Source organism: Sulfitobacter alexandrii, assembly GCF_001886735.1.
Classification (GTDB): domain Bacteria; phylum Pseudomonadota; class Alphaproteobacteria; order Rhodobacterales; family Rhodobacteraceae; genus Sulfitobacter; species Sulfitobacter alexandrii.
Map to the genome: position 1 here is coordinate 1,977,079 of NZ_CP018076.1, position 23,750 is coordinate 2,000,828.

At 64.0% G+C, this 23,750-nt stretch carries 20 protein-coding genes; 15 read left to right on the top strand and 5 right to left on the bottom strand.

From position 1 onward, the window contains the following. Positions 1-25: 25 nt before the first annotated feature. Genes BOO69_RS09735 through BOO69_RS09750 form a run of 4 tightly spaced genes read left to right on the top strand, consistent with a single transcriptional unit; the run spans position 26 to position 3,880 of the window. Complete coding sequence (locus tag BOO69_RS09735; RefSeq protein WP_071971991.1) at positions 26-340, top strand: hypothetical protein; 315 nt, start codon at positions 26-28, stop codon at positions 338-340. After that, positions 337-2,943, top strand: a complete 2,607-nt coding sequence (locus tag BOO69_RS09740; protein WP_071971992.1) for a phage tail tape measure C-terminal domain-containing protein — start codon at positions 337-339, stop codon at positions 2,941-2,943. Before BOO69_RS09735 ends, BOO69_RS09740 begins: the two co-directional genes overlap by 4 nt. After that, on the top strand, positions 2,940-3,359 hold the full coding sequence (locus BOO69_RS09745; RefSeq protein WP_071971993.1) for a hypothetical protein: 420 nt from the start codon (positions 2,940-2,942) through the stop codon (positions 3,357-3,359). The genes BOO69_RS09740 and BOO69_RS09745 overlap by 4 nt, the downstream gene beginning before the upstream one ends. Continuing rightward, positions 3,356-3,880 carry a hypothetical protein gene (locus BOO69_RS09750; RefSeq protein WP_071971994.1) on the top strand — a complete coding sequence of 175 codons (525 nt, stop codon included), beginning with the start codon at positions 3,356-3,358 and terminating at the stop codon, positions 3,878-3,880. The genes BOO69_RS09745 and BOO69_RS09750 overlap by 4 nt, the downstream gene beginning before the upstream one ends. A 63-nt stretch (positions 3,881-3,943) precedes the next feature. Here BOO69_RS09750 and BOO69_RS09755 read toward each other — a convergent pair whose 3' ends face one another. After that, positions 3,944-4,363, bottom strand: coding sequence for a hypothetical protein (locus BOO69_RS09755; protein WP_071971995.1), 420 nt, complete (start codon positions 4,361-4,363; stop codon positions 3,944-3,946). Between the two features lie 77 nt (positions 4,364-4,440). On the opposite strand from BOO69_RS09755, the gene BOO69_RS09760 reads away from it, so the two are divergent. From BOO69_RS09760 to BOO69_RS09795, 9 genes are all read left to right on the top strand, one after another. Next, entirely contained in the window at positions 4,441-4,857 is a 417-nt protein-coding gene (locus BOO69_RS09760) for a C40 family peptidase (protein ID WP_071971996.1), read from the top strand. Next, entirely contained in the window at positions 4,854-8,165 is a 3,312-nt protein-coding gene (gene gpJ, locus BOO69_RS09765; RefSeq protein WP_083545496.1) for a TipJ family phage tail tip protein, read from the top strand. Before BOO69_RS09760 ends, gpJ begins: the two co-directional genes overlap by 4 nt. Before the next feature lie 9 nt (positions 8,166-8,174). Beyond that, positions 8,175-10,910, top strand: a complete 2,736-nt coding sequence (locus tag BOO69_RS09770) for an exo-alpha-sialidase (protein WP_071971997.1) — start codon at positions 8,175-8,177, stop codon at positions 10,908-10,910. A gap of 12 nt (positions 10,911-10,922) precedes the next feature. Continuing rightward, positions 10,923-11,819 (top strand): hypothetical protein, encoded by an 897-nt coding sequence (locus BOO69_RS09775; RefSeq protein ID WP_071971998.1) that lies wholly within the window; start codon positions 10,923-10,925, stop codon positions 11,817-11,819. Positions 11,820-11,986: 167 nt separating this feature from the next. Continuing rightward, entirely contained in the window at positions 11,987-12,823 is an 837-nt protein-coding gene (locus BOO69_RS09780; RefSeq protein WP_071971999.1) for a DNA adenine methylase, read from the top strand. Between the two features lie 576 nt (positions 12,824-13,399). Continuing rightward, positions 13,400-13,549: a YbaK/EbsC family protein gene (locus BOO69_RS23325; protein ID WP_156874905.1), complete on the top strand. Its 150-nt coding sequence runs from the start codon at positions 13,400-13,402 to the stop codon at positions 13,547-13,549. Between the two features lie 127 nt (positions 13,550-13,676). After that, complete coding sequence (locus BOO69_RS09785) at positions 13,677-14,087, top strand: DUF2852 domain-containing protein (protein ID WP_071972000.1); 411 nt, start codon at positions 13,677-13,679, stop codon at positions 14,085-14,087. Between the two features lie 82 nt (positions 14,088-14,169). After that, the gene (locus tag BOO69_RS09790; RefSeq protein WP_071972001.1) at positions 14,170-14,595 is read left to right on the top strand and encodes an RDD family protein; all 426 of its coding nucleotides are present in this window, start codon (positions 14,170-14,172) and stop codon (positions 14,593-14,595) included. An 87-nt stretch (positions 14,596-14,682) separates the two neighbouring features. Further along, the gene (locus BOO69_RS09795) at positions 14,683-15,504 is read left to right on the top strand and encodes an arginyltransferase (protein ID WP_071972002.1); all 822 of its coding nucleotides are present in this window, start codon (positions 14,683-14,685) and stop codon (positions 15,502-15,504) included. 139 nt (positions 15,505-15,643) lie between these two features. Here BOO69_RS09795 and BOO69_RS09800 read toward each other — a convergent pair whose 3' ends face one another. From BOO69_RS09800 to BOO69_RS09810, 3 genes are all read right to left on the bottom strand, one after another. Next, on the bottom strand, positions 15,644-17,998 hold the full coding sequence (locus tag BOO69_RS09800; RefSeq protein ID WP_071972003.1) for a TRAP transporter large permease subunit: 2,355 nt from the start codon (positions 17,996-17,998) through the stop codon (positions 15,644-15,646). 27 nt (positions 17,999-18,025) lie between these two features. Continuing rightward, the gene (locus tag BOO69_RS09805; RefSeq protein ID WP_071972004.1) at positions 18,026-18,916 is read right to left on the bottom strand and encodes a TRAP transporter small permease subunit; all 891 of its coding nucleotides are present in this window, start codon (positions 18,914-18,916) and stop codon (positions 18,026-18,028) included. Positions 18,917-19,045: 129 nt separating this feature from the next. Continuing rightward, positions 19,046-20,137: a TRAP transporter substrate-binding protein gene (locus BOO69_RS09810; RefSeq protein ID WP_071972005.1), complete on the bottom strand. Its 1,092-nt coding sequence runs from the start codon at positions 20,135-20,137 to the stop codon at positions 19,046-19,048. A gap of 652 nt (positions 20,138-20,789) precedes the next feature. Between BOO69_RS09810 and BOO69_RS09815 the strand changes: the two genes are divergently transcribed. After that, the gene (locus BOO69_RS09815; protein WP_071972006.1) at positions 20,790-22,544 is read left to right on the top strand and encodes an acetolactate synthase 3 large subunit; all 1,755 of its coding nucleotides are present in this window, start codon (positions 20,790-20,792) and stop codon (positions 22,542-22,544) included. A gap of 78 nt (positions 22,545-22,622) precedes the next feature. Beyond that, the gene (gene ilvN, locus BOO69_RS09820; protein ID WP_071972007.1) at positions 22,623-23,183 is read left to right on the top strand and encodes an acetolactate synthase small subunit; all 561 of its coding nucleotides are present in this window, start codon (positions 22,623-22,625) and stop codon (positions 23,181-23,183) included. Positions 23,184-23,222: 39 nt separating this feature from the next. Here the strand turns inward: ilvN and BOO69_RS09825 are convergent, their stop codons facing one another. Continuing rightward, a complete protein-coding gene (locus tag BOO69_RS09825; RefSeq protein WP_071972008.1) occupies positions 23,223-23,576 on the bottom strand; it encodes a hypothetical protein in 354 nt (117 codons plus the stop codon). Between the last annotated feature and the right edge of the window lie 174 nt (positions 23,577-23,750).

Sequence of the window (23,750 nt, forward strand, 5' to 3'; positions counted from 1 at the left end):
GGGGCGCGCGGCGGTCGGCGAGGAGATGGCGAAGGATTATGCCGCGTTCCATGGGGTCAGCCTGGACGTGGCAAAGGAACGGCTGATGGACAAGATGGGTCAGAGCTCGGAGGAAATGCAGTTGCCGGTCACGTTTCGGCCGGCAATATCGCTTGCCATCCACAGTCATGACCAGCTGCGAACCATCGCCGGGCTCGGCGGGGCGGCCCATCTGTCGTTCGACCAGACCGCCGTCGAGGCCACGGCCCGGATGCACGGGATCACGCTCACGCCGCGCGACGCGCTGGACCTTTCCATCCTCCAGGCCGAGGGCCTCCGTCTCCTGAGAGACCGGCAATGAGCGTTCTCGAGACATCCCTGATCCTGCAAGGTGATGCGCGCGGCCTGATCATGGCCAGCCAGGCTGGCGCGACCGCACTGGACCGGCTAGACCAGAAGGTCGACCAGACGAGCCGAACCACGAAGTCGGCCCGCGCCTCGGCCGAGGTCTTCAATCGCGAGATCGACCGGCAACGCGCGGCCGTCGATCAGCTGCGCGCGGGCCTCGATCCGGTCTACTCCGCGACCCAGCGCCTGGAATCGGGCCAGGAGACACTGACCCGCGCGTTCCGGTCCGGCATCATCACCGCGCGCGAGTACGACAGTGCGCTCGAGCTGCTGCAGGCTCAGCATCGCCAGGTGGCGGGTGCGGCCGATCTGCAGGCGGCGGCAACAGCGCGGCTGCGCACCCAGACCGCCGGCGGCGCGGGTGGGATGCAGAACTTCAGCTACCAGCTGCAGGACGTGTTCACACAGATGGGCATGGGTGTGCCGATCCTGGTTTCGCTGGGACAGCAAGCGCCGCAGATCCTTTCTGGCTTCGGAACCATCGGGGCAATGGCAGGCGTTGCAGCCGCTGCGATCCTGCCCTTGTCGGCAGCCATCTTCGGATTGGGCTACCAGTCAAAAGATACAGCCGAAAAGGTGAAAACCGCGGGCGAGATGATCGAGGATGCACTCGGCGCAATTGGTGATGCACAGGCCACCCTACGGGCAAACTCTGTTTCCGACCTCGACGGTATCGTTGCCAAGTATGGCGAGGTCACACAAAGCGTCCTGACGCTCATGCAAGCCCAAAACCGTCTCGCGATGCAGGAAGCGATGTCGCGCACACGTGGCGGGCTGAATGCGGTGTTCGAAGATCCGACCTTTAGTGACAGCGCGTTCCGTAAAATGACCGATGTGGTTGCACAGCGAAATGCAGATGTCGCGGAGCTCCGGCGCATTGCGCGCGAGGCCGAGGAAAGCATTGCACTCAACATTGACGTGGAGAACGCAACTGCTGTTTTGGAAACTGTCCGCCAGCAGCTATCTGGCGAGGCATTTGAGATAGAGTTTGGGATTGACGAGACAACGTATCAGAACCTCGCAATCTTTCGGAATGCTATCAAAGCCGCTCTTGCAGCAGAAAATTTCGAGGGTGCGCTCACGGTAGTTACCCAGATGCGTTTGGCACTCGAGGGAACGTCCGATGTTTTCCCGGGCGTAGAGCAGGGTGTGGTCGCGGTCGAAGATGCATTGCGGCAGGCATTGCACACCTCCGAGATGACAGAAGACGAAATCCGGGACATCGAGGCGCTCTTGCAGGATGTCGGATCGATAGACGTCTCCTCCAACCTGGCAGCTGCCGCCGACCAGGCCAGCCGGATCGCTGACGAACTCGGCCGTGCCGTCTCCAATGCCATCGCCCTGGCAAACCAGGGGGTCGGCGATGTCGAACGCGCCCGGATCAACTATGACTTCCGAGACGATCCGATCGGGCGCGCCGGGGCTTTGGCGGGCGCGGAGTTCGATGCCCGCGCCTCTCTTCCAGCGGGCACCGACAGCACGATCCGCAATGCGGTGGAACGTGAGAAGCGGGAGTTCGTCGGCGCTCGCGTCGAGGCCGCACGTTACAATCAGCAGCTCCAGGAATGGCGCAAGCAGCAGTCCGCCGCGGCGCGCTCAGGCAGAGGCGGCGGCCGAGGTGGTCGACGTGGCCGAAGCGATGAGGAGCGGGTCATCGAAGGCATCCGCCGAGAGATGGACCGGCTCGCCCCTTCCTACGCTCGCGACGTCGCGGCGTTGGAGGAATGGCGGGAAGAAGCCCTGGGCGCGCTCGATCCGGCCCGGGCCGGTTACGAGGCTTTCGCCGAGGACGTCGAGTTCATCTTCGGCGAGCGCCTGGCCGAGGCCTACCGCAAGGATCTCGACAACCGCGACGACTGGGCCTCCGGTGTGGAGCGCGCGTTTCTCGACATGAACGAGGACATGGTCACCTTCGCCGATGCCGGCGAGAACATCGCGAAGAAATGGTCGAGCGGGCTCGAAGACGCCTTCGTCGAAATGGGCCGCACCGGCAAGTTCGAGGTGGGCAGCCTCGTGGATTATACCCTCGAGCAGCTGCAGCGGCTGATCTTCCAGCAGGCGATCCTGCCGGGGCTCGAAGGCGGCTTCGACTTCCTGTCGGATTTCATTGGCGGGATCTTCGGAAAGAGCGCAGGGGCGACCGCGACCCAGTCCCATGCCGGCAGCACGATCGGGACCGGCGGCGTGCGCCGGAGCTATGGCCGGAGCGCGCCGCTGCGAGCAGACGAACGCCTGACGGTCACCAAGCTGGGTCAGCGGGTGTTTACCCCCGAGCAGATCGCCAACGGCGCCACCGTGGTCGATGCCCTGGCGATGGCCGCTCAGAACAGCGGCGGCGGCCAGCCGGTGGTCTTCTCGCCCCAGATCAAGGTCGAGAACCGCAGCTCCACACCGGTCGAAGGCCAGATGGAAGAGGAAAGCGACGGCAAGGGTGGCCGGAGCTACCGGCTGGTACTGGCCGACCAGGTCGGTGCGGCGATCTCCACCAAGGGCGGTGGCGCCCGCAAGGCCCTTCAGAACGGCTACAACATCAGGCAACGGGGGACACGGCGATGACCTTGCCCCTGTGGCCTGCCGCCCTGCCCGACCCGCTGCGCGCAGCCTACCTGTCCCAACGGCAGGATATCCGCCTGCGCCGCGCGGCCAACGGGCCGCCCAGCTTCCGGCGCCGGTATTCCAGCAATGCCGAGCTGGTGACTTTGGGGATAGAGGTGACACGGACCGGCAAGGCCCTGTTCGACCAGTTCTACGACCTCGACACCCGCCAGGGCACCCTGCCCTTCAAGATGCCCGACCCGGCCACGGATGGACGCCCCCTGCTGACAGAGGGTGGTCTGCCCCTCCTGACGGAAACCGGGGCGCCGATCCTGGTCTCGGCCAGCTGGCTTTGCGTCTTTGGCGAGCCGGTTCCCTCGGAGCGGATCGTAGGTGGCCGGTTCGAGATCACCTTCAACGTCGCGGTGATGCCATGAGGCGGGTCTCGCTGAACGCGCGCCAGACACATGACGCGCCCTATTCGGATGATCTGGAGATCGCGCTGATCATGATCGAGCATCCGGATCTCGACGCGCCGGTGCGGCTCTCCACCGATCCGACCGAGCGGCTGTCGATCGACCCGCTGGCCTACGGCACACGCAGTGCCTGGATGGGCAGCGATCCGGCCAACGAGCCGTTCCTGTTCATCCTGGCCGCCTCCGACATTCCGGGCGATCTGGAAGATGCGCCAGCGTCGGCCAACATCATCGTCGAGAACGTGGACAGCGACATCGCAAAGCTGCTGCGCTCGTTCGTTGACCGCCCCACCGTGCACATGGCGGTGGTGATGGCCAGCACGCCGGACCTCGTCGAGGTCGAGTTTCGGGACATGGCGATGATCTCGGCCGACGGCAACGCGGGCCAGATCACCCTGGAGATCAGCCGCGCACCGATCGAGGACGAGAGCGTGCCGATGGACCGCTTCACCAAGGAACGTTTTCCGGGGCTGTTCCGATGAGCTGGTTCGAGGTCCCCCTGGATGAAACGCCGTACGTCCGCGCGAAGTTTCGATGCGTCTACACTAGTTCGCGGTTGGGGGCCGAGGCCCCTGTCCCCGAAGTGCGTCCAGTAGGCGCTGCGCGAGGTCCTCAGCTTGAGGCGGCTGAAGAAGATATGTGGTTGGAGGTCCTGCTACATGAAACGTGACCGCCACATCCTCCAGGCCCTCCGCCACTCCAACAGAACACTGGATGACGATTTTCGCGGATCGGACGACTGTCTCGCCGTCAATGCCTCCGAAGGGGTCGGTCTTTTTGCGCTGTACTTCCGCGGCGTTCCCAACCTTTTCGAGCTTGTCGATCAGAACCGCGATCAGGTCGGGAGGCATTCCAATCTCAATCGCACCGTTTTCCGACCCCAACTTGAGGACGGTCTGCGAGGCGTCCTTGTTCATGATCACGCCGACCTGTCCATTGAACACCGGGGGGTGATTGTCTGCCATCAACTCGTCTCCCTAACTCATCCGAATCGTTCTGATCCGGCGTCAGCATCATGGGTTTGTCCTTCGGAGGCCAGAGCATGAGCTGGTCGAACGCATATCTCGGCATTCCCTATGCCGACATGGGCCGCGACCGGTCGGGCTGCGATTGCTGGGGCCTCGCGCGCCTGGTCTACGCTGAAGAGCTGGCGATCCGCTTGCCGGCTTATTCCGAAGGCTACGTCAGCGCAGAAGAACAAGCCGAGGTCGCCTCCCTGATCGGATCGGAGACGCGTGGCTCGGTCTGGCGCAAAACGCTCACGCCGCAGCCCTTCGATCTCCTGCTTTTCCGCCACGGCCGCCACGACAGCCACGTGGGCATCTATATCGCTCCCGGCCTGATGCTGCACATGTCCACCGACGATCAGTCCAAGCATGAGCGGTTCGACCAGGGCCGCTGGGGCCATCGGTTTGTCGTGGCCTTCGCGCATGAAGCCTTGCGGGGGGACCGGCGATGAGCGGCTCCTCCAACAACGTGCTCTGCGCACCACTCCTGGACCCCGGCATGGGCCGCAAGGAGATCGAGGCCCCGCATGGGCTAACGGTCGCCGAGATCGTCGCTCTGGCCCTGCCGGGGTTCCGGGAGCCGCGCAAGGGCCTGCGGGTCCTGCTGGTCACGGACAAGGGCGCTGCCGTGGTCGATCCGGCCTATTGGTCCAGCCTGCGTCCTGCACCGCATGCCCGGGTGGTGATCCGGACCATCCCCGGCAAGGACGCGCTGCGCTCGGTGCTCCTGGCCGTCGTGTCGATCGCGGCCTTTGCATTAGCGCCGTACCTTGCGCCTACCTTGGGCATCACGGGCGAGATCGGGGTGTCGCTGCTTCGGTCGGGGCTCACAATCGTCGGCCAGCTGCTGGTCAACGCGCTGATCCCGCCGACCCAGCCGGAAAGCGAGGAACGGCGGAACGTCTACAACATCGACGGCTGGCGCAACGAGGCACGCCCCGGCGCGCCCGTACCCTACCTGTTCGGCAAGCACCGCTACGCGCCGCCCTTCGCCGCCTCCTCGTGGACCGAAGTCGTCGGCGATCAGCAATACGTCCGCGCCCTTTTCTGTCTCGGCTACGGTCCGCTGCGGATCTCCGACCTCCGGATCGGCGACACCCCGATCAGCGATTACGAAGACGTCGACGTCGAGATCCGCGAAGGTCGGGAGGATGATCTGCCGATCGGCCTCTATCCCGAGCAGGTGCTCGAGGAGAACGCCGGCGTCCAGCTGGTCCGGCCGAAGCCACGCGACCTGACCGGCGAGATCATTCCCGGCTCGGTCGGCGTGGAAACACCTGTCACCCGCTTCACGGCGTCCAATTCGACAGAGGCCTCCGTGATCCTCGCCTATCCCACCGGCCTTTTTGCAATCGACGACAAGGGCCGCGTCGCACCGCGCAGCGTGAGCGTGCGCATCCGGGCCCGGCTGAACGGCGAAGGTGTCTGGCAGGACGTCGTGACCCTCGCCATCACGGCGAAGAAGCAGGAGGGCTTTCTGCGTCAGCATCGGTGGGTGCTGCCCACCCGGGGTCGCTGGCAGATCGAGGTCACCCGTATGACCGACGACAGCACCAGCACGCAGGCCTCGGACAAGGTCGTGCTCTCGGGGATCCAGTCGATCCGTCCGGAATACCCGATCAACTTCGACAAGCCGCTTGCCCTGGTGGCGATCCGCGTCCGTGCGACATACCAGTTGAACGGGCCTTTAAACGCCTTCAATGCCCTCATCGAACGCGAGGCGCTGATCCACGAGGAAGGCGCATGGGTCACTGGCTACGGCCGCACGCCGGCGAGCGCCTACGTGGCTGCCCTGACAGGGCCGATGAACCCCTTTCCGGCCGCTTCCTCCGCCATCGACTGGGACCAGATCGCCGACTGGCACGACTGGTGCGTCGAGAAGGGCCTGAAATACGACCGCGTGCACGACGGCCAGGAGACGCTGGGCGAGATGCTGCTGGCGATCTGCGCGGCCGGCCGGGCGAGCCCGCGGCACGACGGGGTCAAATGGGGCGTCGTGATCGACAGGCCCCAAGCGCTGGTGGTCGATCATATCAATCCGCGCAACAGCGATCAGTTCGAATGGTCCCGGTCCTACTTCAATCCGCCAGACGGCGTGCGCGTTCGGTTCCTGGACGAGACCAACAACTACGAAGAAGCCGAAATGGTCATCCCGTGGCCCGGTCATGTCGGTGAAATCCGCCTCACCGAGACCATGGAGATGCCCGGCAAGACCGACCCGGTCGAGATCTACATCGAGGCGCGCCGGCGCATGTACGAGCTGATCTATCGCCCTGACAGCTTCTCGGCCATGCAGTCGGGCCGCGCCCGGGTGGTGACGCGCGGTGACCTGGTGATGGGCAGCTTCGACGTGCTCGACCGCACCCAGCTCGCGGCGCGAGTGAAGACGGTCACCGGTGCCCTGGTCGAGCTCGACGAGGAGATCGCGGCCGGTGACGCCTACGGGATCCGCTTCCGGGTCTTCGCGGATGCGGAAGACGGGGTCGGCACCTCGGTGATCAGCAAGATCGCCCCGACCGACGCGCCGACACGCGCGATCCGCCTGCTGGATCGCTCCGCCGTGCCGACCGTGGGCGAGATCGTGCACCTCGGCCCCGTCTCCACGCAAAGTCTGCCCCTGCGGGTGCGCGGCATCGAAGGGGCCGAGGACTTCAATGCGCGGGTGATGATGGTGGCGGCCGCGCCGGAGATCGACACGCTGACGGATGCGGAGGTCGTGCCCGAATGGGATGGCCGGATCGGCGAGATCATTGACCAGACGGCCGTCGTCCCGGCCGTGCCGGTATTCGTTTCTGTTGCGTCTGGTGTCGTCGGTACCGGAGACGCGGGCGGCTTCGAGGTTGGGCTGCAGGCAGGCTCCGGGTCGACCGCGCTCGTCGACACCTTCGAACTCGATCACCGGCTCACCAGCTCGGGCGTCTGGACGACCGAGACCATTCCCGCCGCAGCCGGGGGCGTGCGCCTCGACGTCTACGAGGCCGGCGACGAGATCGAGTTCCGCGCCCGCGCCCTGGCAAGCACGACGCCCGGCGCCTACACGGCCGTTGCCACGTTGACGATCGGCGAGGATGACCCGGCCATCCCGGCCGCACTTGACGGTGACGTGATCTCCGTGGCTGGCGCGCTCGGGCACGCGGCCCTGATCGTGGCGATCCCCGAAGCCGACGCGCCGACACAGCTGCAGATCTACCGGGTGCCGGCAGGCAATCCGCTCGACCGCGCGACCCATGCCATCGGCAGCCGCCTGGCGGTCTCCGCCGGCTCTACGCTCAGCTATGTCGACGGCGACGGCACGCGGGTGAACCTTCTCGGCTCGGCCGACTTCAACAGCGCGGACGCCTGGAGCCTGGACAGCGGCTGGACCATCGCGGGCGGCAAGGCGACCTTCTCGCCCGGTTCCGCGGGGAACCTGTCGCAGTCCGTCCCGCTCTCGGCAGGCACGACCTACCGCGTGGCCTTCGAGGTCTCCGGCTATGTCGCGGGCACCGTGAAGCCCCGCCTGATCGGCGGCACCAATGTCAGCGGCGAAACGGTGACGGCCAACGGCCTCTTCCTCGACCGCCTGACCGCACTGAGCGGCAACACCGAGTTCAAGTTCCTTGCCCAGACCACCTTCGAGGGCAGCATCGAGTTCGTCCGGCTCTTCGCCGAGACGCCGAGCTGCGTCGTGGCCGGTGCCTGGGATTACTACGTCGAGCCGCTGAACGACGAGAACATTGCCGGGCCAGTGTCCGGCCCCTTCACCACGACGATCTACTAGGAGCCCCACATGGCAGAAAACGGATTGAAGACCGTCACCCTCACCCCCGCATCCCTTGCGGACGAGCTGATCGGCAACAAGGACGGATCATCCGTCCGGGTCCCGGTGAACAGCCTGGCCCAGCAGCTGCTGGGCGTCGGTCCGGTGGCTGACGCCATCAACTTGCTCGAGGACCGGGTGCTGGCCGGCCTCAGTCCTGCAGCCTCATGGACTGACCTCCAGACGATTGCTCCGGCCGCGGAGAATGTCGGCTCTTCGGTCCCCGACACCGATACCGGCACCCACCTTCAGGCCACGGCCACCGGGTACGATGGCCCTAGCGTGCCCAATGCCGGGACCTATCGCTGGGAAAGCGCCTGGTCGCGCTGGAAACGGGTCGGCGATACCGGCCTTGCAGGCAAAGCGAACGTCATCCATGAGCATGCTGTCGCCGATGTGACGGGGCTCCAGGCGGAGCTGGACGGCAAGGCGGCCCAGGAGGAGGTCGATGCCAAGGCCTCGCAGACGGAGGTCGACGGGATCCAGACCGTGTTGGCCACCAAGGCGCCGCAAACTGCGGTCGATGACCTGACCACCAAGGTCAACGCACTCGACGCTGCCATCGTGTTACAGGACGTCTGGGACGCTTCGGCCGGCAGTTTCCCCGGGGCGGGCGCCGCTCAGCGCGGCAACGTCTGGATCGTCTCGGTCGCCGGTACCGTGGACGGGGTCGAGTTCGGCATCGGCGACCGCATCGTCGCCATCACGGATGACGCCAGCACCGGCACCTTCGCGGCGAACTGGTTCAAGGAGGATTACACCGACCAGGTGCTGTCCTGGAACGGGCGGACCGGCGCCATCGTTCCCGTGAAGTCCGATGTCGGGCTGGGTAACGTTGACAACACGCCAGACGCCGACAAGCCGGTCAGCGGCCCGCAGCAGACCGCCCTCGACGCGGTCAAGGACGGTGCCGTGCCGGTGCAGCGCCAGACACTCTATTTCGGGACCGACAGCGATCTTGAAGACGGCGACGAGGTCGAGGCCACGCCAGATGGCAAGGCGATCCGGCTTTCCGCAGTGTCGCAGATCGCCCGCACCGATCGCGATCTCGAGAGCGTAAAGCTGGCCACGGGCCGCTGGACCCTGACCTTCGATCCCGATCTGGCGGGGTATGACGAAGTCCGCACCGATGCGCAGGGCCGGATCATTTCGGGCAGCACCGCCTTGCTCGACCCCGACACGCGCTGGGTGCTGACCTTCGATCCGGACCTTTCCGGCTTCGACGCGGTCAAGGTCGATCGCGCGGGCCGGGTGCTGTCGGGCGAGACACTGGGCCTCGATCCGCAGCCGACCGACCAGCCGGTGCCTGACCTGTCGGACCGGATGCGCGCCTATGCCTCGATCGGCGTGGCGGACGAGGCCGCGGCCTGGCGGGCCGACATCGACGCGAACGGGGTGCCGGCGGAAGACCCGGACAACAGCCCGGAACTGACCCTGATCACCGATGCCGCGACCATCGCCAGCTATCTGCCGATGGTGAACCGCATGGACCCGATCATCACCCAGTGTCACCGCAGCGGTCGCGTCTGGCGGGCCTACTACGGCAACAACGGCCCGCTGGGCACGGACCCGGAGCACACCGGCTACGACATGTTCATGCTGTTGGAATACACCGAGGACTTCGCGGACGGCGGCATCGCGCCGCCCGAGACCGATGGCAGCACCGACGATGTGACCTGGCAGCCCGTGGCCATCATCCACTACGCAGCCGACGACGACGCGCTGGTGCAGGACGGGCAGTTCTTCTACACGCACCAAGGCTACCTAGTGTTTGCCATGGCCCTTAAGATAAGCGGCAAGCTGCAGGTCAGTCGCGCCTGGGTGATCCAGAACCCGGACACCGGTGAGGCTGCCGACCTCGACGGCGAGGTCGACAGCACCTTTGTATTCGGGCCGCAGACCTTCTTTGGCTATGGCTTCGTGTTCCAGGGCCATGTGATGGGCACAGAGCATCGGTACTTCATGTCCGGGTTCCCCGCCACGACCTTCCCGCGCGACAAGGACAAGATCCCTCGCTACTGCCGCCTGCGCATCCACGAGACCCGCACCCAGGGCACGGTGACCGGCCTGCGCGCCTATTCCGAGGTGATCAGCGAAGTCCCGGCGATGCTCGACAGCGCAGAAGAAGACTTTCCCGAACCCACGGCGGTGCCGGTCGGCGGCGACGAACTGATGATGGTGTTCCGCGCGGACGCCAAGGCGATGGAGCGGCGATCCTACGACGGCGGACTGTCCTGGACCGAGGAAGAAGACGCCTATGTCGAACGCGAACTGGAAAGCACCCGCTCAAAAACCGTGCTGTGCCGCAGCCCGTCCGGTCGGCTGGTCTGGGCTTTCAACAACAACGGCGCGCGCCTGCGGATGTCCGTCATGGTCAGCTACAAGGGCAGCGCGGGCCAGGACAGCCACTGGCTGCCGCCGGTGCTGCTGGAAGAACGCGACCGGCCCCTGAGCACTTATCCGTCCGTTGTGTTCCTGCGGGATACTTTGGGTCGGTACCGGGGCAAGTTCCTGGTTGCCTACGACCGAGGAAGGTCGAGGACATACATCGGCCAGACCGGTGGCGAGGTCGCCGTGGGCACGCCCGGCAGCACGACCTGGAACGAACTGATCACCTGCCTTGTGGACGAGGAAGACGCCGCCGCCGCGGTGGCCGACACCGTCCTGAGATACACCACCAACCCCGGCCAAGCCGTACCAGCCTAAAGGACCATTGCAATGACCGTGAAGCGCATCCTTCAACAGACCGTCAAGAACGCCCTCGTGTCCGCGCCCGCCGGCGCGCCGACCCTGAACACCGCAGCGGAGCGCGGCCTGCTCGATCTGCTCTACCAGCCTGCCTGGCGCGCGAAGAACAAGAGCTGGTTCTCGGCCCGTGCCGCGCGGCTTGGCGGCGACGGCTTCGTGCAGGACGTGGTGGGCTGGCTGCCCGGCCTCGACGGCGAGCCGCAGTACCTGCTGCGCCATCCCGAGGACACGACCAACGCGAACCGCATGCGGCGCGGCACAGGGTCCGATGGCATGGTGACCTTGGGACAGGACGATCCGGTCGCCGCCGCGAACGCGATGGGCACGCTGCTGTCCTCGGCCAACGCCGTGCTGCCGTCCGTCGCCGTGGATCAGTCCGCGCAGATGACCGTCGCGTTCCTGATGCAGCAGCCGCCCGCGTCCGGCGGATTCATCCTGTCTGCCGACGATCTGGGTTCAGGCACGAACCAGATGGCGGTGGGCTTCTCGGGCGGAACCGAAGCAGTCTCGGCCTACAGCCGCCGCAACCCGGCGGCGTTGGCGCAGACGGTCGACGACGTGATCCCTGACGCCCTGATGCTGCTGGTGGTCGAGTTCACCGGCCTCGCGGCGGCAGGCATCTACATCAACGGTGTCAAGCAGACCTTGTCCGGCACGCCCAATTGTGGGGCCGTGCTGGGCGGTCAGCGGTTCCGGATCGGTTCCATCCGCACGGACGCCGGGGCCAGCTTCTCGACACCGGCTGACGGCTATGTCGAGGAAATCTGGGTATTCCCCGGCGTGGACACGGAAGCGGAAAACGCGATCCACGCGGCGCTGCGGGCCTACTGCCTTGAAAAACACTCGGGCATGACCATCGCCAGCTGACACGTCCAGAAGATCCGGCCTCCCCTGACCGGGAGGCCGCCGGGTGCGCCAACACCCGACGACACGGGGCCATAGCTCACACACCTGACCCCGCCGACCAGCCTAAGCCTTGTGGCCGCTCCCTTCCCTGATCAGGGAAAGGCCTTCTTGAGGCGATTCTGCACCACATGAAAACCCCTGTTTTAACCCCCGTTGAAAAGACCCTTCCCGTCGCGCCCTGGTTGGGCGGAAAACGCAACCTCGCCAAGCGCATCACGGCGATCTTGGACGCCACGCCCCACACAACCTACGCCGAGCCCTTCGTGGGCATGGGAGGCGTGTTCCTGCGCCGCTCCATGCGCCCCCGGGCGGAAGTGATCAACGACTACGGCCGAGACGTCGCCAACCTGTTTCGGATCCTCCAGCGGCACTATCCCCAGTTCCTCGAGGTCCTCCGGTTCCAGCTGACGACGAGGGTCGAGTTCAACCGCTTGGTCGACACCCGGCCGGAGACACTTACTGACCTCGAGCGGGCCGCCCGCTTCATCTTCCTTCAGCGCACGGCCTTCGGCGGCAAGGTCTCTGGCCGCACCTTCGGTGTGGCCAAGGAGCGCCCCGCGCGGTTCAATCTGACGACGCTGGAACCCATGCTCGAGGATCTGCACTCCCGGCTGTCGGGCGTGGTCATCGAATGTCTGGACTATGCCGAGTTCATCCGCCGGTACGACAGCTCGGGTACGCTGTTCTACCTCGATCCGCCCTATTGGGGGTGCGAGAACGATTATGGCAAGGCGATGTTCTCGGCCGACGACTTCGGCCGGATGGCCGAGCTGCTCGCGGGGATCAAGGGGCGGTTCTTGTTGTCACTGAACGACGTGCCGGAGGTGCGGGAGGTGTTCGGTCGGTTCCGCATTGAGGCGGTGGAGACCACGTACTCGATCGGGCAGCAGGATCAGGGGAGTGGGAAGCGGGGTGAGGTGCTGATCTCGAGCTTCAACACCCATACCGTCTGGAAATGTAGATGAGGAAGACGTTGGGTTTGGATGTTCGTGCGAGGAGAGTGCTGGCTTCACCTTTCTTCAGCTATGGTATTGTATAGAGCGACGGTGCACGATCCTCATTGTGTGCGACAGGCACAGGGTCGAGTAGCGAAGTCCAGCTAGGGGAGCGCCCGCAATGAAGCTATTGGAAGCACTGCAATTGGTAGCCAGCAAAGGTTTTCCTTTGGAGGGGACAATTGAGGTTCCCGGAGGTAGCAAAACTCTGAGAGGCTTAACAGCTGCGGAGGCAGCTAGCCTCGTCGAAGACAGACGTGGGTTTGCCGTGCGCCATCTCAATTGCTCATTGGATGAATATGAGGAATGGCTTGCACTTGATGGGGCTCCACGATGCGCCGCTAAGACGCGATCCGGCAGTCTCTGCACCAATCAGATTGCGAGCGCGCAGCAAAACATCAAAGATTTCCTCGACCTAAATAGGGCCGGTTATTGTCCAGCTCATGGTGACAGGTAACAAAGGCGCGGCGAACTGAACCATTTTTACAAAATCAGTTGCTGCAAATATCTCTGACAAACATTGCAGAAATCCCTGTCGCGCTACACATGTGGTTCGACCCGCGGCTGATGGACTTCCCCATCGTTTGGGCCGCAGCGGGCACGCCACACCATGTCTTTGGCCTCCCGCCTGCCGATATGCTGCTCGTTTCCGGGGCGCAACTTTCTGATTTCTCACAGATTTCCGAAAAAATGTAAAAGATGTTCACATCACCCCTTGCGCCGGCCGCCACAATGCCCATCTTGGTGGATGTAAAAGGCATTCACATAAGACCTTTTGAAACCGGGGCCGCAATCGGGCCTCCCACCTGGAAAGGCTTGTTACATGACGACCATGACTGAAACCGCCACCTACGGCACCCGCCAGAACTGGTTCACCAAGACCGAAGGCTGGCTGGACGACCGGGGCAAGGGCGCCTGGATCGCCGCCATGGTGCTCGGCTTCATCTTCTTCTGGCCTGTCGGCCTCGCCCTTCTGATGTACATGATCTGGAGCAAACGCATGTTTTCCGGCACCTCCTGCGCCCGCCGCAGCAAACGCACAATGATGTCCAACCGCAACACGGGCAACGCCGCCTTCGACGCCTACAAGGCCGATACACTGCGCCGCCTTGAGGAAGAGCAGAACGATTTCGAAGCGTTCCTCGAGCGTCTGCGCGAAGCCAAGGACAAGGCCGAGTTTGACCAGTTCATGAACGATCGCGCCCGCCGCAACGACGGCCCGGCCGAAGCCTGATCACCGGGCGGCCCGCTTGCGGGCCGCTTCATTTCCTTCCGCCCCGGCGCCGCGCCGGGGCGCTCTGCCTTACAGGTTCCCCATGACTCCCGATCCGACGACACAGCCGGAATTCTACGAGGGCATCCTCGCAAAGCGCTTCTTCGCCTGGGCGGTGGACGGTCTGCTGATCGTCGCGATGTGCCTGCTGATCCTGCCCTTCACGGCCTTTACCGGCGTGTTCTTCTTTCCCGCGCTCATCCTCGTGATCGGATTTCTCTACCGGCTCGCGACCCTGGCAAGCGGGTCGGCCACCTGGGGCATGCGCCTTGTGGGGATGGAACTGCGTGACAGCCGGGACCGTGCGCTTGATGGCGGCATGGCGTTCCTGCACACGCTCGGCTACTCCGTCAGCGTCACGGTGGCGCCCCTGCAACTGGTGTCGGTGGTCTTCATGATCCTGTCCCCCCGCCGTCAGGGTCTGACTGACATGCTGCTCGGCACGGTGCCGCTGAACCGGCGAAAATGACGTCGGGCGAGACGTTACCATTTTATGAATTGGCCCCTTGGCGCATGGTCTGACAGGGGTTATCTTTTCATCAACCAAAGGAACGACATGCGCCATAGCCTACCGCTCACCCCGCAGTTCTACGTGACCGCGCCGCAACCCTGTCCCTATCTGGAAGACAGGATGGAGCGGAAACTTTTCACCGCGCTCCAGGGCGATGCCGCGACAGAGCTCAACGACAGCCTGTCGGCCCAGGGGTTTCGCAGGTCGCAGAACGTGCTCTATCGACCCTCCTGTGCCGATTGCGCGTCCTGCCTGTCCGCGCGGATCGACGTGTCGGCCTTCAAGCCTTCCAAGGGTCAGAAGCGCACCCTCAAGCGCAACGATCACCTTGTGCGCCGTGCGACGTCGCCCTGGGCGACGGAGGAACAATACGCCCTCTTCCGCCGCTACCTCGACAGCCGGCACGCCGACGGTGGGATGGCGGACATGGACATCTTCGAATTCGCCGCGATGATCGAGGAAACGCCGATCCGCAGCCGGGTCATCGAATACATAGACCCCGAGACGGACACGCTGACCGGCGTCTGCCTGACCGACGTGCTCGCCGACGGTGTCAGCATGGTCTATTCCTTTTACGCGCCCGACGATCCGCGCGCGGGCCTCGGCAATTACATCATCCTCGATCACATCGAGATCGCCCGCGCCGCCGGGCTGCCTTACGTCTATCTCGGCTACTGGGTGCCGGGCAGCCCCAAGATGGGCTACAAGGCAAGGTTCTCGGGGCTCGAGATCTATCTCGGCGGCCAGTGGCAGAAACTGCGCGACCCTGACAGCTTCGAGCCCGAGCAGCATCCGCTCAGCAACGATCCGATCGCCGAACAGGTCGCCAACATCGCCCTGCCGGACATGGCGCGCTACCGCCGCTGACCTGCACAAAACTCAACTTATCGCCAGATACACCCTCGGGGGCGTCGTGACGATGCACGCCCGCAGGCCGCCCTTTCGGTCGGACCGGGGGCGCCTGCGGGGCGCCCCGTCCTCCCTGACCTGATCGCAGCAGCGCGGGTCAGTTCGGCATGAGGTCAGGTACGATGGTCACGATCGCGGGGAAGAACCACAGGATCGCCAACCCCGCCACCTGGATCAGCACGAAGGGCACGATCCCGCGATAGATGTGCTGCGTCGTCACGCTCGCCGGGGCCACACCGCGCAGGTAGAACAGCGCGAACCCGAAGGGCGGCGTCAGGAACGACGTCTGCAGATTGACCGCGATCATGATCGTCACCCATTTCGGGTCAAACGTCCCCCCGTAGATCACCGGCCCCACGATCGGCACGACGATGTAGATGATTTCGAGGAAGTCCAGCACGAAGCCCAGCACGAAGAGCACTAGCATCACCAGCAGGAACACGGTGAGTTCATTGTCGAAGGAGCGCAGGAACTGCTGGATGTAATGCTCCCCGCCGAAGCTGATGACCACGAGGTTCAGAAGTTGCGAACCGATCAGGATGGTGAAGACCATCGAGGTCACCTTGGCGGTTTCCCGCACCACCGGGGTCAGCACCCCGGACGTATAGAGCACCCAGCAGGCGAACAGCAGCCCGAACACGGCGTAGATGTAGGCGCCGTAAGCCACGAAGAAGGCGACCCAGCTTTCAAAGCTGACTCCGTCCTGGTTGATCCGCAGGTCGAAGTTCACGCCGACGAGGATGCAGACGATGATCGCCAGCGTCGACCAGATGATGATCTTCGGGCTGCGGTCCTCGTCCTTCAGCTTGCGGTAGGCCGCCAGCATGATCGCGCCGCCGGCCCCCAGCGCCGCGGCGGGCGTCGGATTGGTGATGCCGCCAAGGATCGACCCCAGCACCGCGACGATCAGCATGAGCGGGGGAAAGACCACGCGGATCAGTTCGTTGCGCGCACAGGCACGGGTGGCGTGCACCACGCCGTACATCGCGAGGATGAAGGGGAGCGCCATCAGCACCACCATCACGCCCGGCGAAGTGACCGGACCGATCAGCAGGATGTCCACCAGCACCATCAGCACCAGCCCGATCGCCCCGATGACCAGTGGCCTGCCATCGGAGGTAGGCGACACGCCCCGCGCGGTCGTCAGGAACAGCCCCAGCAGCACGACCATGATCGCCACACCGGTGCCGATGGGCGCTGCGGCCGCGATCTTGGCCGCGCGGTTCTCGGCCAGTTGCTCGTCGGTCAGCCGTTCGCTGGTCTGGACCCCGCCAGCCGCGTCGATTGCCGCCTGTTCCTCCACGGCGCGGTCCCACTCTTCCTGGCCGTGCAGTTCGATCATCGCGGCCTTGCAGTCTTCGCCGACATTGGTGCGCAGGCTCGCCGTCTCGCCGCTTTCGGAGAAGGCGGAGACCACGGTGGACTGGCTGCCCACGACACCGAGGTTGCCCAGCAGGATGGTGCCGACGATCAACAGGACCGGGGCACCGACGAACCATGTAAAGACCTCGCGCCGGGTGATCGGCTCGCTGTTGGTGGTGCCCAGTTCGACCGCCGGCGCCTTGCTGGGATTAAGCAGCGCATAGCAGAAGGCATAGAGCGCATAGAGCAGCGCCAGCAGGATGCCGGGCAGGAGCGCCGCCTGAAACAGCGTGCCCACCGACACGACGGCAGGTCGGCCGAGGAGCGTCAATGCGTCCGTGCAGCCCGCGGACGTCGCCCGCGCCTCCTGCGCGGCGGAATAGAGATCCCCCGCCAGCGTCCCCAGCAGAACGATCACGATCGAGGGCGGAATGATCTGGCCCAGCGTCCCCGAGGCCGCGATGACCCCGGTCGCGAGCTCGGGCGAGTAGCCGCTGCGCAGCATAGTCGGCAGGGCCAGCAGGCCCATGGTGACCACGGTGGCGCCCACGATGCCGGTCGAGGCGGCAAGAAACGCACCGACGACGACGATGGAGACGGCCAGACCGCCCGGCAGCGGGCCAAAGACGCGCGCCATCGTGGTCAGAAGGTCGTTCGCGATCTTCGAGCGCTCCAGCGTGATGCCCATCAGGACGAACATCAGCACCGCCAGCAATGTCTCGATGCTCTGCCCCGCGAGGACACGTTCGTTCATGCGGTTGACGATGAAGCTGACATTGCGGTCGAGCGCGACCTCCCAGCCCTGGGGAAACACGGATTGCGCGACACGTGGCAGTTCGGGGTATCGGAAGATGGAGATGGCATCCGTCTTGACGCCGGAATTGATCAGTTCCCTGTAGGCGTCGGAGGATGTGTCGATGGCCTGGTGGATCAGGAGGCCCGCGGAATCCATCGCGGCGATGATGCCGAAGGAGATGATCCCGGCGCCGCCGATGGCGAAAGCCACCGGAAAACCCGACAGGATGCCGCCGAACAGGCAGATGAAGACGATGAGCAGGCCAACTTCGACCCCGTCCAGACCAAACAGCATGGGATGTCCCCTGATTACTAGCTGAAGTTAATGGGTGCCTTCGAAGGCTTCTTCACCTTCGCCGAGCGTGTCGCGGTCGAGATAGCGGCCCTCGCTTTCCGGGCCTTCGCGGAACTCGCGCCAGGACCGGTACAGCACCGTGATCGCCTGCAGGAAGACCATCACGCAGAACAGGCACAACAGCACCTTGAACAGAAAGTAGCCGTTGAAGCCGCTGGGGCTGAAGCCGGTGGTCTCCACGTTCCAGCGCAGCGCGCGGGACTTGGCCAGCAGCCGGTCCAGCGTGTCGGAGGCCGAAGGGTTCGGCACGATCAGGTGCCGCCACATGAAGTACCAGCCGTAGAGCCACGTCAGCACGGCGAATGGGATCATGAAGAACAGCGCCCCGAACATGTCGAGGATCTTCTTGGTGCGGAACTTCGCCCCGGCATAGATCAGGTCCACCCGCACGTGCCCGCCCTGAACGAAAGTGTAGGCCACGCAGAACACGATGATGAGCGCGTTGTAGAGCTTGAGCTCTTCCGCATACCACGAGATGTCGAACTGCAACGGCACGCCAAAGCCGAACACGATGTCGGGCCGCGCGAAGATGCGCTGCATGAAGACGATGATGATCTGTTGCACCACCATCAGCAGACCCGCCCAGGCAAAGAAGCGGCCCAGCGTGTTGGAAAACCATTCCAGCCCGCGCACCACTCCCCACATCAGGTTCGGCCGCAACATGCAGATCACCGTCAGGATGACCAGCGCGTTGAAGATGACGAAGAACAGTTCGACCGATGCGCCGTAGTAGACGAAGCGCATGACGGCTTCCTTGTTGCTCCAGTCCAGCCAGAGGCCCGGATGGGTCACGGCGTAGCCGAAGTTGTAGAACGCCATGCCGATGTTGGAAAAGAACCACCATATGCCTTCAAGCATCTCGACGGACCCCTCTAGATTTCGCGACCAGATTCAATGCGCCAACAGGGCTGCGGAACCCGCGAGGGGAACCGCAGCCCGTGCCAAGCCGAAGCATCGAGCAGCCCCCGGAACGGGGGCTGCCCTGGATTACTGCAGCGCCGCCAGAACGCGGTTCCGCTCTGCCGAGTACTTGCCGTCGGAGACCGACAGCCACTGGCCGGATTCGCGCATCGACTTCTGGGCGGAGTCGTGGATCTTCTTGAAGAGATCGTCGCTTGTGAACTCCTGCAGGACCTCGACAGAGGCCTGGCCGAAGGCATCCCAGATCTCGTCGGAGAATTCGAGAACCTGCGTGCCGCCGGATTTCAAACGCTCCAGCGCCGGGCCGTTGTTGGCGATGAAGACCGAGTAGTTGTGCTGGTGCGCGTCGGCGCAGGCCACTTCGATGGCCCGTTGCTGCGAGGGCGTCAGACCTTCGAACACATCGAGGTTGGTCGCGACCGACAGCGCCGCACCGGGCTCGTGGAAACCGGCGGGGTAGTAGTAGTCGCAGACCTCCTGAAGGCCCAGCTTCTCGTCCGACCAGGGGCCGATCCACTCGGTCCCGTCCAGCGCACCGGTGGACAGGGCCTGATAGATTTCACCGCCCGGCAGAACCTGAACCGACGCGCCCAGCTTGGACAGCGCCTGGCCACCCAGACCGGGCATGCGGAACTTGAGACCGTTGAAATCGGCAGCCGTCTTCATTTCCTTGCGGAACCAGCCGCCACCCTGCGCGCCTGTCTGACCCGCGATGAACGACCGGATGCCGAAGACTTCGCCAAGTTCATGATGCAGCGCCTTGCCGTCCTGACCGTAATACCATGTCATGATTTCCGGCGCGGTCATGCCCATCGGCACGGCGGTGAAGTAGGCGAAAGCCGGGTGCTGACCGGTGAAATAGTAGTCGGCGCCGTGATACATGTCTGCCTGGCCGGAGGTCACCGCATCGAACACCTCGAACGCGCCGACAAGCTCGCCCGCGCCCTTCGGATCGATGGTGATCTGGCCGTCGGTGATGTCGGAGACGTTCTGCACGACGCGCTCGACCGAATCCCAGACGCCGGCAAGGCCGCGCGGCCAGGTGGTGACCATGGTCAGTGTCCGTTTGCCCTGTGCATAGGCGGGTGCGGCCAGTGTGGTCGCCGCGGCGGCGGTGCCGCCAAGTGCAGACGTCTTCAGAAATGAACGACGGTCCATAGGTAGTATCCTCCCGGTTGGAATGTCCGCTTTGCCTTGGTGGCTGCGGATCGTTTCTGGTGCCAGCACTCTAGCGTCACGGCGGCGTATTGAAACAACTTCTTCCGCCAAGCATGACCCAGGTCGGAAATTTTCTCTCTATGGTTGAAAATTCGCGCCTCTTTGCCCTCGTCATCCTTCGGGATCGCGGGTTTCCGGCCCCGAAAAGGCAAATTCGGCAATTGTCGCGCCGAATCAGTTGCTTGCAGCGCAATTCTTACGAATTGTTACACCAATTTTAGCCAAATGTTACTGCCCGTTTTCGCGACGACATGCGCCCGCCGTGCAGCGCGGGAGGAGTCGCGCGAACGATCATGTATCGGCAGCAGTCCGAAGAGAAAAATTACCAAGCGCGCCGCGCGGGCGAAACGATATGTCGCAAAATTGACCTGCCGCGACATTTTAGAAGATATTTGGCGGTTGACGCTCCGATCAGAGGAACCTAATGTCCACGCACGCTTAAAGGAGCCTCCTGGCATGACCACGCTAGTCGTTATTGTAGGACACACGCGCATGGGCCGGTAACGGTAGACCATAATCTGACCCATGCGCCCCCGCCAGATCGGGGGTTTTTTTATGCGCACATTGACCCTGCTGAAACGGAGACAAGCAGATGACACGCCAGATGACCGGAGCGAAGATGATCGTTCAAGCCCTGATAGATCAGGGTGTGGATACCGTATTTGGCTATCCCGGCGGCGCGGTCCTGCCGATCTACGACGAGATTTTCCAGCAGAATTCGATCCGGCACATCCTCGTGCGCCATGAACAGGGCGCGGTGCACGCCGCCGAAGGATACGCACGGTCCACCGGCAAACCGGGCGTCGTGCTCGTGACCTCAGGCCCCGGCGCGACCAACGCGGTCACCGGGATCACCGACGCGCTGCTGGATTCCATCCCGCTGGTGGTCCTGACCGGACAGGTGCCGACCTTCATGATCGGATCGGACGCCTTCCAGGAAGCGGATACGGTCGGCATCACCCGCCCCTGCACCAAGCATAACTGGCTGGTCAAGGACACCGACAGCCTGTCTGGCGTGCTTCACGAGGCGTTTCACGTGGCCACGTCGGGCCGTCCGGGACCGGTGCTGGTGGACATCCCCAAGGACGTGCAGTTCGCGACCGGAACCTACACGCCGCGCAAGCCGTCCACCTCGCATTACCAACCGCAGGTCAAGGGCGACCTCGAGGCGATCACCGAACTGGTGGCGGCCATCGAAAAGGCGAAACGCCCCGTCTTCTATACCGGCGGCGGCGTCATCAACTCGGGCCCCGCGGCCAGCCAGCTGCTGCGCGAACTCGTCGACGGGACCGGGTTTCCAATCACCTCCACCCTGATGGGTCTGGGCGCCTACCCGGCGTCGGGCGACAACTGGCTGGGCATGCTGGGCATGCACGGGCTGTACGAGGCGAACATGGCGATGCACGGCTGCGACCTGATGATCAACATCGGCGCCCGCTTCGACGACAGGATCACCGGCACGATCCCCGACTTCAGCCCCAAGTCGAAGAAGGCGCATATCGACATCGACCCGTCGTCCATCAACAAGGTGATCCGCGTGGACATCCCCATCATGGGCGACGTGGGGCATGTGCTGGAGGACCTGCTGAAGATCTGGAAATCGCGCGGCCGCAAGACCAACGCCGAGGGTTTGGCGAAATGGTGGAAGCAAATCGAGGAATGGCGCAGCGTGGAGTGCCTGAAGTTCAAGCAGTCCGGCAAGATGATCAAGCCCCAGTACGCGCTGGAGCGGCTCGAGGCGCTGACAAAGGATCGCGACCGCTACATCTGTACCGAGGTCGGCCAGCACCAGATGTGGGCAGCCCAGTACCTGGGCTTCGAAGCGCCGAACCGCTGGATGACCTCAGGTGGTCTCGGTACCATGGGCTATGGCTTCCCGGCCTCCATCGGGGTGCAGATGGCGCATCCCGACAGCCTCGTCATCAACGTCGCGGGCGAGGCATCGTGGCTGATGAACATGCAGGAAATGGGAACGGCGGTGCAGTACAACCTGCCGGTCAAGCAGTTCATTCTCAACAACGAACGGCTGGGCATGGTGCGCCAGTGGCAGGAGCTTCTGCACGGCGAGCGCTATTCGCAAAGCTGGTCCGAGGCCCTGCCCGATTTCGTCAAGCTGGCCGAAGCTTTTGGCGCGAAGGGCATCCTGTGCAAGGATCCCGCCGATCTGGACGACGCGATCATGGAGATGCTCGACCACGACGGGCCGGTGATCTTCGACTGCCTCGTCGAAAAGCACGAGAACTGTTTCCCGATGATCCCGAGCGGCAAGGCGCACAACGAAATGCTGCTGCCCGGCGACCACGAAACGCAGGGCGTCATCGACGCCAAGGGGTCGGTCCTGGTGTGATCCGATACATTCGAAGAGATCGTGCCGGGGCATTCGCATGCTTCGGCACCCGGACGACAGCGCAAAGGAATTGAACCCATGTCTGCACTCAAGATCAAGAAGGGCGCGACGAGCCACTCCGCCTACAACCTACGCCCCAACTTCTCGGACGTGGTCGAACGCCATACGCTGGCCGTGCTGGTGGAGAACGAACCGGGTGTTCTGGCCCGCGTCATCGGCCTGTTTTCCGGCCGCGGCTACAACATCGACAGCCTGACGGTCGCCGAAGTCGACCATACCGGACACCTCAGCCGGATCACCATCGTGACCTCGGGCACGCCGCAGGTGATCGAGCAGATCAAGGCACAGCTGGGCCGGATCGTACCGGTACACGACGTCCATGACCTGACTGTCGAAGGCAAGAGCGTCGAGCGTGAACTGGCCATGTTCAAGGTCGCCGGCAAGGGCGATCACCGGGTCGAGGCCCTGCGGCTTGCGGACATCTTCCGCGCGAACGTCGTGGACAGCACCCTCGAAAGCTTCATCTTCGAGATCACCGGCGCGCCGGAAAAGATCGACGCATTCGCCGATCTCATGCGCCCGCTGGGTCTGATCGAGGTCGCCCGCACCGGCGTTGCGGCCCTGTCGCGCGGCGACTGACGCCAAAGGCGGCCACCCTCCTGCCCGGCCTGACCCGGTTCAGACCTTGCGTCTGAACCCGAGGCCTTCTTCGGCGATCGCCGGCCTTGCGCCGCGGCGGAACGAGAGGATCTTTCTCTCTTCCTCGCGGGGGGGCGCGGTGCGTTGCGGGCTGTCACGAAGCAGCGACGGCAATTCCGTGCAGGCCTGACGTTCAAGCACCGTCACGTCGCGCGCCCGACGCGACCTGCCGGCGGCGTCGATGCTGAAGAGCACCATGTCCCCCGCCTCCATGAAGGCGGCGCCGTCCACGAAGGTGCTGTCGCCTTGATAGAACACGAGGTCGCGCTGGTCCTCGCACCAGAAAACCGCTTTTCGTGAAACGGCGTCACTCCAGAGAACCAAACCGATCATCACAGAAAACCTGACCACGCCCCCGATGACATTTAACTACATCACGCCTGGAACGCCTAAGTGCAAACCTGACGCAAGGAAACCGAAATTGTGTTAAGGGCACTCAAAACTGTCACAATTCTGCGTCAGCCTTGACGCTTCGAAGTTTCACTCCCAGAATGAGCCATAACAGTC